We start from the raw sequence: 12,583 nt of genomic DNA, 5'->3' as shown, positions 1-12,583 counted from the left end.
GGGAGCGGGCTTGCCCCGCGATCACCGGCAAAGCCGGTGCCATCTATCGCATCGCGGGGCAAGCCCGCTCCCACGCTGATAAAGGTTGCAACGCTGTTCGCTGCGCGGCAGCTTAGCCCGATGGGCTGGGCGATGTCCTGATGGGGATAAGGCCAGCAACATCCTGCAGACATTTCCTGCGCCAGGCAGTGAACCTGCCTACAAAAAAACGGTCTTTCGCTGACGGTCAATCCACCCGACCGGATCGCCGGCCCAGTCATCGGGCCTTCATTCGTCCTGTTTCAGCGAAGACCAGCATGCCAGACATCCAGCCCGCTTCCCCTGCCCTCACCGCCCTGCGCGGCGGCCTGATCGCCGCCCTGATCGCCCTCGCCGCTCCGGCTCACGCCGAAGAACCGGCCAGCGATGCGCGCTGGGTCAGCGACAGCCTGAGCACCTACGTGCGCAGCGGCCCCACCGATGGCCACCGCATCGTTGGCACGCTCAAGTCCGGACAGAAGGTCAGCCTGGTGACCAGCCAGGGCAACTACAGCCAGGTGCGCGGGCAGAACGGCGACCTGGTGTGGATACTCAGCAACGACCTTCAGGCCGTGCCCGGCCAGAACGAACGCCTGCCGCAGCTCGACGCCCAGGTGGCCGAGTTGTCCGGCCAGTTGAAGAGCATCGACGACAGCTGGAAGAACCGCGTGCAGGGCATGCAGGAGACCCTCGACTCGCGCAAGGCGCTGATCGACGAGCTGGAAAGCCGCAACAAGGCGCTCAACGAGCAACTGGCGCAGAGCCAGTCGACCCTGCGCGACACCCAGGCGCGCCTGGGTGACGAGAACAAGCAGGTGATGATGCGCTACATGGTCTACGGCGGCAGCATCGCCGGGGCCGGGCTGCTGGCGGGGTTGATCCTGCCGGCGCTGACCCGCGGCCGTAAACGCAACGACCGCTGGTTCTGAGTGAGGGGCCAGGGGCAAGGTCGTGCAGACCCGTTGCCCCCGGCCACTGCTCAGGGCTCCTGGATACCCGTGGTATCGCCGATCAACGACTCGGCCTTCAGTGCCGGCGGCGCCTGCTTGCGCAGTTGCGCCACCTGCCCCGCCTCCACCGCCGGTGCCTGGTTGCCCCAGCTGCCGCGGATGAAGTTGACCACATCGGCCACCTGCTGGTCCGACAGCCGCCAGCCGAAGCCCGGCATGCTGAAGGTCGAGGGCGCCGTCGCCGTGGCCGGCAGAGTCGCGCCCTCCAGCACGATATGGATCAACGAGGTGCCATCCTCGCCCTGCACCACCGGGTTGCCGGCAAGCGCCGGGAACACCCGGGCGTAGCCCTTGCCGTCGGTGCGGTGGCAGGCACCGCAGTTGTCGACGTAGAGCGCCGCGCCGGTCTTGCCGTCATTGCCCTGCCACAGTGCCTGGGCGACGGCAGGATCCTCGTGGAACGGCTTGTCGTCAGGGTTCACCGGCGGCAGGGTCTTGAGGTAACGGGCGATGGCCGTCAGGTCGGCGTCGCTCATGTACTGCATGCTGTGCTCGACCACATCGCTCATGCCGCCGAACACCGCGGTGCGCTCGTTGCGCCCGGTCTTGAGGAAGGCAACGATCTGCGCCTCGTCCCAGCTGCCCAGGCCATCCTTGTGGTCACCGCGCAGGCTCTTGGCGATCCAGCCCTCCAGGGGCGCGCTGCCGGACAGGAACGCCGCACCGTCGCCGGCATCCAGGGCTTTTTCCTGCATGGTCAGCGCCCGCGGCGTGTGACACGCGCCACAGTGCCCCAGCCCTTCGACCAGGTAGGCGCCGCGCGCCACCACCGGATCGCGCCCGGCGGCTTCGAACGGCTTGACCGGCGGCGCGAACAACCCACGCCAGAACGCCAGCGGCCAGCGCATGCTCAGCGGCCAGGGGATGTCGCTGCCCTTGTTCTGCTGCTCCACCGGCTGTACGCCGTGCATGAAGTAGGCGTAGAGCGCCTGCATGCCCTGGTCGCTGACCCGGGCGTAGGACGGGTACGGCATGGCTGGGTACAGCGTGCTGCCATCCTTGCCGATGCCCTGGCGCACGGCACGCTCGAAGTCCTCGTAGCTGTACTGGCCAATACCGCTTGCATGAGGGGTGATGTTGGTCGAGTACAGGGTACCGATGGGCGTTTCCATGGGCAGCCCGCCGGCGAACGGCTTGCCGCCCTTGGCGGTGTGGCAAGCCACGCAGTCGCCGGCGCGGGCCAGGTATTCGCCTTGCCTGACCTGCGCCGGGTCCACCGCGTCGGCGGCCTGCAGCAAGGTACTGGCGCCCAGGCCCAGCATGGCGATGAGCAATGTCTTCATGTTGGCCTTCCTCATGCCTGCACCAATGGACCGGGGTTCTTCAGGTAGCGCTCGCGGATCGCCCGCGCCGACCAGTAGGTCAGCGCCGCCACCAGGCCGGTGGGGTTGTAGCCCAGGCCCTGGGGGAAAGCCGAGGCGCCGGGCACGAACACGTTGTGCACGTCCCAGCACTGCAGGTAGCGATTGAGTGCGCTGGTTTTCGGGTCGGTGCCCATGATCGCGCCGCCGTTGAGGTGGGTGGTCTGGTAGGTGGAGGCATCGAAGTGCTGGCCGAAGGCTTTCTTGCCCGCGCTGATCGCCTTGGGTCCCATGGCCTCGGCGATCTTGCCCATGCGCTCGACCATGAAGCGGTTCATCTTCACGTCGTTGTCCTTCCAGTCGAAGGTCATGCGCAGCAGGGGCAAGCCGTAGGCATCCTTGTACACCGGGTCCAGATCGAGGTAGTTGTCGCGGTAGGACTGATGCGCGCCATGGGCGTCCATCGACAGCATGTGCCGGTAGCTGTCGGCCACCGCGGCCTTCCAGCCGCTGCCCCATTTCGGCGTGCCCGGCGGCACCTTGGTGCCGGAGATCGGCTTGGCGCCCGCCTGGTTGACCCAGAACGGCGAACCGCCAACGAAGCCGTGCGGGCCATGGTCGAAGTTGTCGGCGTTGAAGTCGTCCACCGCCACGCCGTTGCCGCCGGCGCCGATGAAGGGGTTGGTGTGGTGGCTGTCGCGGTCGAAGAACGCGGTCACGTTGGAGATGTTCTGGTAGGCGAAGTTGCGCCCGACCACCCCTTCGTTGCTCACCGGGTCGTAGGGCTTGCCGATGCCCGAGAGCAGCATCAGGCGCACGTTGTTGTACTGGAACGCGCCGAGGATCACCAGGTCGGCGGGTTGCTCCACCTCGCGCCCCTGGCTGTCGACGTAGGTCACGCCGGTGGCCAGGCGCTTGTCGCTGGTCAGGTTGACCCGCAGCACATGGGCGTTGTTGCGCAGCTCGAAGTTCGGCACCTGGCGCAGGGCCGGGAGGATGTTCACGTTGGGCGAGGCCTTGGAGTACATGTAGCAGGCATAGCCGCTGCAGTAGCCGCAGAAGTTGCACGGCCCCATCTGCGCGCCGTAGGGGTTGGTGTAGGGCCCGGAGGTGTTGGCCGACGGCAGGTTGTAGGGGTGGTAGCCAACCTCGCGGGCGGCCTTCTCGAACAACTGCGCCGACACGGTGTTCTTCTGCGCCGCCAGCGGGAAGTCGCTGGAGCGGTCGGCGGCGAACGGGTTGCCACCCTTGTCGCGGCCCACCACCTGGCCCTTGATCGACCAGGCCGTGCCGGAGGTGCCGAACACCTTCTCGGCAAAATCGAAGTACGGCTCCAGCTCTTCATAGCTGACGCCGAAGTCCTGGATGGTCATGCCTTCGGGAATGAAGCGCTTGCCGTAGCGCTCCTCATAGTGGCTGCGCAGGCGCAGTTCCACCGGGTCGACGCGAAAATGCACTCCGGACCAGTGCAGCCCGGCTCCGCCCGTGCCGGTGCCGGGCAGGAAGGCGCCGAACTGGCGGTACGGCACGGCCACGTCGTTGACGCTGTGGCGCAGGGTCACGGTCTCGCGGGAGATGTCCATGAACAGCTTCTTGCGCGAGTTGTAGGTCAGCTCGTCCATGGTCTGCGGATAGACGCCGTCCGGGTAGGTGTCGCGGGCCGGGCCGCGCTCCAGGGCCAGCACCTGCAGGCCGGCCTCGGTCAGCTCCTTGGCCATGATCGCCCCGGCCCAGCCGAACCCGACGATGACCACATCGACTTTCTTCATCACTTGGCTCATGGCTCAACCTCGCTCGCCGCTGATGGACACTGACGGGAAGGGATAGCGCTCGTCGCGCTCCACCCAGTCCATGAAATCGGCGCGGGCGCCGGGGAATCCGACCAGCTTCCAGCCCGCCAGGCCCTGGTTGCCGCCGTGCAGGGGGTCGCTGAAAAAGCCCTCGCGGGTGTTGAGCCAGAGCATGCCGAGGAAGGTGGCCGCCGGCACCGAGGCAAAGGCCGGCTTGCCGCCGTCCAGGGCCTCGAGCACCTGCTGCTGCTGTTCAAGGCCGAGCTGGGCGAACACCTTGCCGAACTGCGCCTGGCACCAGGCGTCGGTTTCGGCGATGCCCAGCCGGTAGATCTCCTGGGGACTGAGCTTGAGCTGGTAGCCCAGCTCGCTGGGTGCGTCGGGGCGGAATGGCCCCTGCATGTACCACAGCCCGCCGCTGCCGTAGCGGGTGTTGAGCTGACGGTCGATGAACTCGGGCACGCCGGCATCGGCCGCACCGGGGCCGAGGGCGTCGGTGGGGATGAGCACGGCCACGGCGGCGCTGACGAAAGCCCACTCCTCCTGGGTAAAGAAGCTTGGCTGGTAGGCCCGTGCCGGGGCCGGTCGGGCCGGTTCGGCGGGTGCCGGGGTGGCGCTGTCGGCGAGCACTGCGCCGCCCAGTCCCGTGCCGGCGAGGGTCGCCACCGGGATCAAGGTCAGGGATTGGCGCAGGAACGCCCGTCGCGCCGGTTGCACGGAGGCGGGTTGGTCCTTGGACATGAGGATGTCTCTCTGTTGATCAGGTCATACGGAAATCGTCGCCCTTTTCACCGATGGAGATCCCGGGGCCGCAGGCCGAGACAGCGCTGTCTCGACGAAGCGGCCTTGTTTTGCCAGAGGGTCGCGGCGCGACCCCGGGATATCGAATCGGGCAAGGGCTGTTGTTATGGCAAGCACGGAGCGAGCGCAGTGCTCGCCCCGCTCATGGGTTTCGCCGCGACCAGGCAAGCGGGTTGACCAGGTTCTGCGGCCGCTCGCCGGCCAGGGCGGCCAACAGGTTGTCCACCGCGCAGCGGGCCATGGCCTCGCGGGTCTCCTCGGTGGCCGAGCCGATGTGCGGCGTCACCACCAGGTTGTCCAGTTGCAGCAACGGTGAATCGGCCGGCAACGGCTCGCGCACGAACACGTCCAGGCCGGCGCCGCGAATGCGCCGCTCGGCCAGGACCTGGAACAACGCAGCTTCGTCCAGCACCCGGCCACGGGAAATGTTCACCAGGATTGCCGACGGCTTCATCAGCGCCAGCTGCGGCGCGCCGATCAGGTTCTCGGTCGCGGCGGTCAGCGGCAGGCACAGGCAGACGAAATCGGACTCGGCCAGCAAGGCCTCCAGGCTGCGATGCGCGGCGGCAAACCGCGCCTCCACCTCGGGCCGCGGCTGGCGGGTGTGGTACAGCACGCGCATGCCGAAGCCTGCATGGGCGCGGCGGGCCAGGGCTTCGCCAATACGGCCCATGCCGACGATGCCCAGGGTCTTGCCCTGCACGTCGCAACCGAACTGCGCCGGCCCGATGCCCGCCTGCCAGTGGCCGGCACGGATCCAGCCGTCGAGCTCGACGACGCGCCGGGCACAGGCAAGGATCAGGGCGAAGCCGGTGTCGGCGGTGGTTTCGGTGAGCACGTCGGGGGTGTTGGTCAGCAGCACGCCGCGATGGTCGAAGGCGTCGATATCGTAGTTGTCGACGCCGACCGAGACGCTGGAGACCACTTCCAGCTGCGGCGCCAGGTCGAGCAAGGGGGCGTCCAGGCGCAGGCTGGCGCCGAGCAGCCCGTGGGCGCCCGGCAGCGCCGCACGCAGCCGAGCGAGGCCGTCGGCACTGGGCGATTCGACCAGGGTCACCTCGGCATGCGCCTGCAGGCGGCCCATGAGCGTGTCGGAGAGGCGTTTGTAGAGGACGATGCGTTTCTTCATTGCACGTTACCTATTGGCTGGGCGCCAGGCTTTGCCGGCGTGTCTGTTGCAAGGGGTTGAGAACTGCGGTCAGGGCCACGGCCAGCAGCAGCGCCACGCACATGAACAGGTAGGAGGCACCGGGACCGCCGGTGGCGCCATTGAGGTAGCCCACCAGCCACGAGCCGGAAAACGAGCCCAGCGCGCCCATGCTGTTGATCAGCGCCATGGCGCCCCCGGCGACGTTGGCTGGCAGCAGCTCGGGGACGATGGCGAAGAACGGCCCGTAGGGCGCGTACATGCAGGCCCCGGCGATCACCAGCAAGGCGTAGGACCACCAGAAATGCTCGGTGCCCAGGCTGTACGAGCCATAGAACGCCAGGGCGGCGATCAGCAGCGGCGGCCAGACGAAACGCTTGCGCTTCTGCAGGCGATCCGAGGCCCAGGACACCCCGAGCATGGCCACCACCGCCCCCAGGTACGGCACCGCCGACAGCCAGCCGGCGGTAACGATGTCCAGCGCCGCCGCCTGCTTGAGGATCGACGGCAGCCAGAGCACGAAGCCGTACACGCCGATGCTCCAGCAGAAGTACTGCAGCGACAGGATCAGCACGGTGGGCGAGCGGAACGCCTCGCGGTAGTTCTTCACCGGCTTGATGCCCTGCTGCTCGGCGTCCAGCGCCTGGCGCAGCGCCGCCTTCTCGCGGGCGTCCAGCCACTTGGCCTGCTCCGGACGGTCATCCACCAGGCGCCACCAGATGAACGCCCAGAGAATCGCCGGCGCGCCTTCGATGATGAACATCCAGCGCCAGTCGAACTGCTGCACCAGGTAACCCGAAACCACCGACATCCACAGGATGGTCACCGGGTTGCCGAGGATCAGGAAGGTGTTGGCCCGTGAGCGCTCGGCGCGGGTGAACCAGTGGCAGAGGTAGATGAGCATGGCCGGCATCACCGCCGCCTCCACCACGCCCAGCAGGAAGCGGATGACGATCAGCAGGTAGACGTCGTGGACCACGCCGGTCAGCGTCGCCAGGCCGCCCCAGAGGATCAGACTGGCGAAGATAAGCTTCTTCACGCTGCGTTTTTGCGCGTAGAGGGCGCCCGGCACCTGGAAGAAGAAGTAGCCGAGGAAGAACAGCGCGCCGAGCAGCGACGACAGCGCCGGGGTGATCTTCAGGTCGTCGGCCATGCCCGAGGCCGCGGCGAAGCCATAGTTGGCCCGGTCGAGGTAGGCCAGGCTGTAGGTGATGAAGACGATGGGCATGATGTACCACCAGCGTCTGGGAGCGAGTCGATCAAGCTGCATGGGGATTCTCCTGGTCTTGTTGTTCTTGTCACATCAGGTGCCGGACGGTCCGGCGATTCAGCGTGGTTGGATCGAAGCGTTTTCGTGCAGGTCCAGTTCGTGGCGTTGCGGCAAGCCTTCCATGTCGCCCCGGCTCTGTACCGCGCGACTGCCGCACCAGTTGCCCCGGGCCACGGCCCGGCGCAGCGGCAAACCCTCGAGCAAGGCGCTGATCACGCCGACGGCGAAGGCATCGCCCGCGCCCACGGTGTCGACTACCCGGGCCACCGGAAAACCCGGGACTACCCCGTGTTCACCCTTGGCATCGCGCCAGTAGGCGCCTTCGGCGCCAAGCTTGATGGCCACGTATTGCACACCCTGCTCCAGGTAGAACTCGGCGATGGCCTGCGGCGACTGGCGACCGCTGAGCAGGCGCCCCTCCTCAAGCCCCGGCAGCACCCAGTCGGCCTTGAACGCCAGGGCATTGATCTCACGCACCATGGTCGGACGGTCCGGCCATAGCGAAGGCCGCAGGTTGGGGTCGAAGGAAATGCTGCGGCCATTGGCGCGCATGTCGTCCAGCAACTGGTGGCAGAGCGCGCGGCAGCTGGCCGACAAGGCCGGCGGAATGCCGGTGGCATGCAGGTGCCGGGCTTGCAGCAACGCGGGCTGCATCTGGGCAGGCGACAACCGGCTGGCCGCCGAGCCACGGCGGAAATACTCGACTTGCGGATCGCGGCCATCATCGCAGCGTTCCTTGAGCTGGAACCCGGTGGGGTGCTCGTCATCGATCTCGACGCTCGAACAGTCCAGCCCTTCCTGGCGCAGGGTGTCGAGCACGAAGGCACCGAGCGAGTCGTTACCGACCCGGCTCAGCCAGCGCACCCCCAGGCCCAGGCGCGCCAGGCCGATCGCCACGTTGCTGTCGGCACCGGCAATGCGCTTGCCGAAACCCTCGACCCGGGCCAGCTCGCCCGGCTGCGCGGCCACGAACATGGCCATGGTTTCACCGAAACACAGGACGTCGCGCTCAGCCATGGCACACCTGCCCTTCCAGCTGCGCCAGTTGCGCGACCTGCCGCGCGGTCAGCGCCAGCAGGTCGTCCCCGGCCAAGGGGTACTCGATGGCTCGCGGCAGGTCCGGGGCAAAATGCGTCATCAGTTCGCGCCACTCGGCCAGGTCAAGCGCCTGGGGCACGACCGCGACCAGACGTCCGTCGGCACGCCGCGCCACGGCCTTGCAGTGCACGTAGCGCACCCAGCGGCCCAGCAGTCGTGCCGCCAGCAGCGGCGACTCGTCATGCCAGTACCAGTTACCGATATCGAAGGTCATGCCCGGTGCCACGCCCTTTTCCTGCGCCTCGCGGAAGAATCGTTCCAGGACCTGCAGCCGTCCGCCGTGAGGCGTCTGGTCGTTTTCCACATACAGCGCTGCCTTGTGCCCCAACAACGGCGCCAGGGCTTGCAAGTCACAGCCTGGCTGGTAATGCCCCAGCGACACCTTCAGCGCCACCGCGCCGATTTCGCTTGCCAGTTGCAGGCGCTGGGCAATGGCCGGCTCCAGGCTGCCGTCCTCGCGCCACAGCTCCAGTGGCGTGGAGTAAAGGCTCTGCAGGCCATGCTCGGCGGCCAGGTTGGCCAGCGTGGCGGCAGCGGGCGTGGCGTCGAACAGTTCCTCACGCCATTCCACCCGCCGCGCACCGGCGGCGGCCAGCAACGGCAGGTAGCTGGCCTGACCCAGGCGCCGCACGGCATCGGCACCGAAACTCGACAAGCTGATGGAGACAATGGGCGTTTGCATGTGTGTGGTCCTTGTTCTTGTAGATGAAACCGGTTTCATTTTTCGCCAGCAGCAACGGCGTCAAGGACGCCGTCATGCTTGTGATCGGGTGGAGCCTCGCGGAATCAGCTCGGCTTGCAAATCCAGGCGCCGCGCCGGCGAACCGCTGCCTTGCAGGCGTTCCAGCAGGCACTGGAACGCTGCGGCACCGATCCGCCCGGTGGGCTGGGCCAGGGCGGTGATGCCGCTGCCCACCAGCGGGTACCAGTCCAGCTCGTCGAGCGCAAGCAGGCCCACGTCCTGGAACAACACCCCGCCGCGGCTGTGCAGCGCACGCACCACCTCCAGGGTGGCAACGCCGTTGCAGGTGAACAAGGCCTGCGGGCCGTGCCCTGCCCCGGCGATGAAACTGTCCAACTGCTCCGAAAGGTCCGCCCCCACCCCCAGCACCTGCCCACGCAGGCCACGGCGTCGGGCGATGGAGGCCTGGAAAGCGTCAACCCGCTCCTGGCGGGAGCTGGTGCCGTCGAGCGGCTCGGTCACGGCGAGGATGTCGCGATAACCGCAACGCTGCAGGTGATCGAGGGCCTGTTCGACAGCATCGGTGTTGTCCAGCCCCACCAGGTCGACGGCCAGGCCGGCCAGTTGCCGGTCGACCAGCACCATCGGCAGGTCGCGGGCCAACTTGGCCAGCTCGTCGGCGCGGTGGCCGAGGGTGTTCACGATCAGGCCGTCGACGTTGTACGACTGCAGGGCTTGCAGATGGCTGCGTTCCTGGTCGTCGTCGTAGTCGGTGTTGCACACCACCAGGCTGTAGCCGTGCTGGCGGCAGGCAGTCTCGACGCCGTGCATCACCGCCACCGAGTAAGGGTTGCGGATATCCGCCAGGAGCATGCCGATCAACCCGGTACGACCGCGCTTGAGGGCGCTGGCCATGCGGTTGGGGCGGTAGCCGAGGCGTTCGACGACGGCCTCGATGCGTTGCGCGGTGGCTTCGGCGAGCAGCTGCCGGTCTTCGCCCATGTAGCGCGAGACCGTGGCCTTGGAAACGCCGGCGGCCTTGGCGACCTCGCTGATGGTGACCCGACCACGGACGGATGTTGGCTCTTTGTTCACCCTGTTTCCTTCTTGTTTGCGCTTTTGCAGGGTTGATGAAAACGGTTTCAATGAAATCAGGGATGGGGGGTGGCGTCAAGTGACGGGCTTTCTGCCAAAGCGGGTGGATTCAGTGCCAAACGCTTGCCCTGGCGCTGTACATGGGGGGCTGCGGGGTTATGGTGTTTTACGGAGTTCGTTCGCCCTGCCTTGGAGATGGCCATGACCACACTGTTTAGGATCAGTCTGATTTTGCTGCTTGCCGGGATGGGGATGGGGGATATCCTGGTGGCCAGTGTGGGGTTGATTGGGTTGTGTGGGGGGGCTGTGGTGCTCAGTGTTCGGCAGGATGATGGGGAGGTACGGGGGGGTGGGGAGTCGGAGTTTATTGCCTGAAGGCTCTTGGGTGATTTTTTTGATTTTTGTGTGCGCATTCGTAGAAGATATCGACATTTAGTCACCTTTCCGCCCTTACGGCGGGTTACTTTGGTCTTGGCCAAAGTAACCAAAGCCGCCCCGCTCCGTTCATCCGGCCCCTGCGCTTCGCTCCGGGGTTCCCTCGCTCCGTTCTTGCTCCCGGGAGGACCGCGCTGAACGCCCCATCCTGGGGCGCAGCGCTTGACGGCCATCCATGGCCGTCACCTCCCTCCGCAAGAACTCCGCTCGGCCTCCTGAAGTCGCAATTGGCGGCGCCTGGACTATCGCGCGCTTAGAAGCAAGAGCAAGAGCAAGAGCAAGAGCAAGAGCAAGAGCAAGAGCAAGAGCAAGAGCAAGAGATGCGAAGTTAGTTGTTTGACCGTTAATTATATATTTGCTGTTCCGGCCCTTTCGCGGGGCAAGCCCGCTCCTACAGGGATTTATATAACGTCGACTATTGCGTGGGAGCGGGCTTGCCCCGCGAAACGATCGAGAGATTAATTAATCTCCAACTAGCGACAGCTGCGCCAGCCCAGGCGCCGCCCGTAATTTCGCGACTTCAGGAGGCCGAACGCAGGACTTGCGGAGGGAGGTGACGGGCATGGATGCCCGTCAAGCGCTGGGGCCCAGGATGGGCCCTGCAGCGCGGTCCTCCCGGGAGCAAGACCGGAGTGAGGGAACCCGGAGCGAAGCGTAGGGCCGGATGAATGGAGCGAGGATTTTTTGGTGACTTAATGAGATGGTCACCCCGGCACCCTGCGAGGCGTACGCTTTCGCAGGGTGTTTTTTCTTCGGAGACCGTCATCATGAGCACCGTGACACTGATCGGCATCGACATCGGCAAACATACCTTCCACCTGCATGCCCAGGACAAGTTCGGCAAAGAGGTATCGCGCAAGAAGTGCTCAAGGCTGCAGATGATGCGGTTTCTGGCCAATCATCCTCCCTGCACGGTGGTGATGGAGGCCTGTGCCGGTTCGCACTATCTGGCTCGAGAACTCACGGCGATGGGGCATGAAGCCAAGCTGATCTCGCCTCAGTTTGTTAAGCCTTTCGTCAAGAGCAACAAAAACGACTTCGTTGATGCGCAAGCCATCTGCGAAGCTGCTTCCCGGCCTTCCATGCGCTTTGTGACGCCAAAATCGCCTGAGCAGCAAACGCTCTCTGTTTCTCATCGGATGCGTGAATCATTGATCCGCGACCGAACCAAGACGGTGAACCAGATGCATGGGTTCCTGCTCGAATTCGGCGTCAGCCTGCCGACCGGACTGGCAGTGGTCAAACGCCTCGCTTCTGTGCTTGAAGAGCACGACTTGCCTGTACGTCTTGTCGCATTGTTGCAGCGGCTACATGAGCATTTCGTCTACCTGAGCGAGCAGATCAAGTTGTTGGACGAAGAGCTGGTGAGCCAGCTGACTGACGATGATCTGGGTAGTCGTTTGCTGAGTATTCCGTGTGTCGGACCGATCACCGCCAGCCTGCTGGCTGTGGAAATGGGCGATGGCCAGCAATACGGCAGTAGCCGGGACTTTGCGGCCTCTGTAGGTCTGGTGCCCCGTCAGTACAGTACCGGTGGCAGACAGAATTTGCTGGGGATTAGCAAGCGCGGCGACAAGAACCTTCGACGCTTGCTGGTGCAATGCGCACGGGTTTACCTGATGCGTTTGAAGTACCAGAAAGGCCCATTAGCCGATTGGGTGCGCTCACTGCTCGCTCGACGTCACTCCAACGTGGTGGCCTGCGCGTTGGCCAACAAACTGGCACGCATCGCTTGGGCCATTACCACTCGGCACACGCAATATAAAACGGAGCCAGGCGCCATGAACGCCTGACCCCGTAGTGCTGCACCGTGTTTCACCATCAGGTTTTGCGATAGCTGTACAACAGATGAAACAAACGGCCGATCGGCCTGACGATGATCCTGGGATCAAAAATGGCTCTTGGAAGCCGCTTACTTTTTAAGGATTGTCAGGTG

The 12,583-nt window shown here is 65.5% G+C and carries 11 protein-coding genes; 3 read left to right on the top strand and 8 right to left on the bottom strand.

Annotation, left to right across the window (positions count from 1 at the left end):
• The first annotated feature begins 296 nt into the window (after positions 1-296).
• Positions 297-947 carry a TIGR04211 family SH3 domain-containing protein gene (locus K2O50_RS11305; RefSeq protein ID WP_050705799.1) on the top strand — a complete coding sequence of 217 codons (651 nt, stop codon included), beginning with the start codon at positions 297-299 and terminating at the stop codon, positions 945-947.
• Between the two features lie 50 nt (positions 948-997).
• Here K2O50_RS11305 and K2O50_RS11300 read toward each other — a convergent pair whose 3' ends face one another.
• The 8 genes from K2O50_RS11300 to K2O50_RS11265 form a co-directional block, all read right to left on the bottom strand.
• Complete coding sequence (locus K2O50_RS11300) at positions 998-2,311, bottom strand: cytochrome c (protein WP_050705800.1); 1,314 nt, start codon at positions 2,309-2,311, stop codon at positions 998-1,000.
• Positions 2,312-2,322: 11 nt separating this feature from the next.
• Positions 2,323-4,110 (bottom strand): GMC family oxidoreductase, encoded by a 1,788-nt coding sequence (locus tag K2O50_RS11295; protein ID WP_050705801.1) that lies wholly within the window; start codon positions 4,108-4,110, stop codon positions 2,323-2,325.
• Between the two features lie 3 nt (positions 4,111-4,113).
• Positions 4,114-4,860, bottom strand: coding sequence for a gluconate 2-dehydrogenase subunit 3 family protein (locus K2O50_RS11290; RefSeq protein ID WP_050705802.1), 747 nt, complete (start codon positions 4,858-4,860; stop codon positions 4,114-4,116).
• A 202-nt stretch (positions 4,861-5,062) separates the two neighbouring features.
• A complete protein-coding gene (locus K2O50_RS11285) occupies positions 5,063-6,049 on the bottom strand; it encodes a D-glycerate dehydrogenase (protein WP_050705803.1) in 987 nt (328 codons plus the stop codon).
• 10 nt (positions 6,050-6,059) lie between these two features.
• Positions 6,060-7,337 (bottom strand): MFS transporter, encoded by a 1,278-nt coding sequence (locus tag K2O50_RS11280; protein ID WP_050705804.1) that lies wholly within the window; start codon positions 7,335-7,337, stop codon positions 6,060-6,062.
• 57 nt (positions 7,338-7,394) lie between these two features.
• The gene (locus K2O50_RS11275) at positions 7,395-8,354 is read right to left on the bottom strand and encodes a sugar kinase (RefSeq protein ID WP_050705805.1); all 960 of its coding nucleotides are present in this window, start codon (positions 8,352-8,354) and stop codon (positions 7,395-7,397) included.
• Entirely contained in the window at positions 8,347-9,117 is a 771-nt protein-coding gene (locus K2O50_RS11270; RefSeq protein ID WP_050705806.1) for a sugar phosphate isomerase/epimerase, read from the bottom strand. The genes K2O50_RS11275 and K2O50_RS11270 overlap by 8 nt, the downstream gene beginning before the upstream one ends.
• A 72-nt stretch (positions 9,118-9,189) precedes the next feature.
• Positions 9,190-10,212: a LacI family DNA-binding transcriptional regulator gene (locus tag K2O50_RS11265; RefSeq protein ID WP_050705807.1), complete on the bottom strand. Its 1,023-nt coding sequence runs from the start codon at positions 10,210-10,212 to the stop codon at positions 9,190-9,192.
• Between the two features lie 201 nt (positions 10,213-10,413).
• On the opposite strand from K2O50_RS11265, the gene K2O50_RS11260 reads away from it, so the two are divergent.
• Entirely contained in the window at positions 10,414-10,587 is a 174-nt protein-coding gene (locus tag K2O50_RS11260; protein WP_220690015.1) for a hypothetical protein, read from the top strand.
• Between the two features lie 827 nt (positions 10,588-11,414).
• A complete protein-coding gene (locus tag K2O50_RS11255; protein ID WP_050707629.1) occupies positions 11,415-12,440 on the top strand; it encodes an IS110 family transposase in 1,026 nt (341 codons plus the stop codon).
• The last annotated feature ends 143 nt before the right edge of the window (positions 12,441-12,583 follow it).

Origin of the sequence: Pseudomonas sp. 2hn (assembly GCF_019646095.1) — a bacterium.
Taxonomy (GTDB): domain Bacteria; phylum Pseudomonadota; class Gammaproteobacteria; order Pseudomonadales; family Pseudomonadaceae; genus Aquipseudomonas; species Aquipseudomonas peradeniyensis.
This window is presented reverse-complemented; position numbering and strand designations above follow the sequence as displayed.

What these genes read in the sequence shown, in the direction of transcription:
- K2O50_RS11270 (WP_050705806.1), bottom strand. Translation starts at nt 9,117, where the DNA reads ATGCAAACGCCCATTGTCTCCATCAGCTTGTCGAGTTTCGGTGCCGAT.
- K2O50_RS11305 (WP_050705799.1), top strand. Translation starts at nt 297, where the DNA reads ATGCCAGACATCCAGCCCGCTTCCCCTGCCCTCACCGCCCTGCGCGGC.
- K2O50_RS11285 (WP_050705803.1), bottom strand. Translation starts at nt 6,049, where the DNA reads ATGAAGAAACGCATCGTCCTCTACAAACGCCTCTCCGACACGCTCATG.
- K2O50_RS11260 (WP_220690015.1), top strand. Translation starts at nt 10,414, where the DNA reads ATGACCACACTGTTTAGGATCAGTCTGATTTTGCTGCTTGCCGGGATG.
- K2O50_RS11280 (WP_050705804.1), bottom strand. Translation starts at nt 7,337, where the DNA reads ATGCAGCTTGATCGACTCGCTCCCAGACGCTGGTGGTACATCATGCCC.
- K2O50_RS11295 (WP_050705801.1), bottom strand. Translation starts at nt 4,110, where the DNA reads ATGAGCCAAGTGATGAAGAAAGTCGATGTGGTCATCGTCGGGTTCGGC.
- K2O50_RS11290 (WP_050705802.1), bottom strand. Translation starts at nt 4,860, where the DNA reads ATGTCCAAGGACCAACCCGCCTCCGTGCAACCGGCGCGACGGGCGTTC.
- K2O50_RS11255 (WP_050707629.1), top strand. Translation starts at nt 11,415, where the DNA reads ATGAGCACCGTGACACTGATCGGCATCGACATCGGCAAACATACCTTC.
- K2O50_RS11275 (WP_050705805.1), bottom strand. Translation starts at nt 8,354, where the DNA reads ATGGCTGAGCGCGACGTCCTGTGTTTCGGTGAAACCATGGCCATGTTC.
- K2O50_RS11300 (WP_050705800.1), bottom strand. Translation starts at nt 2,311, where the DNA reads ATGAAGACATTGCTCATCGCCATGCTGGGCCTGGGCGCCAGTACCTTG.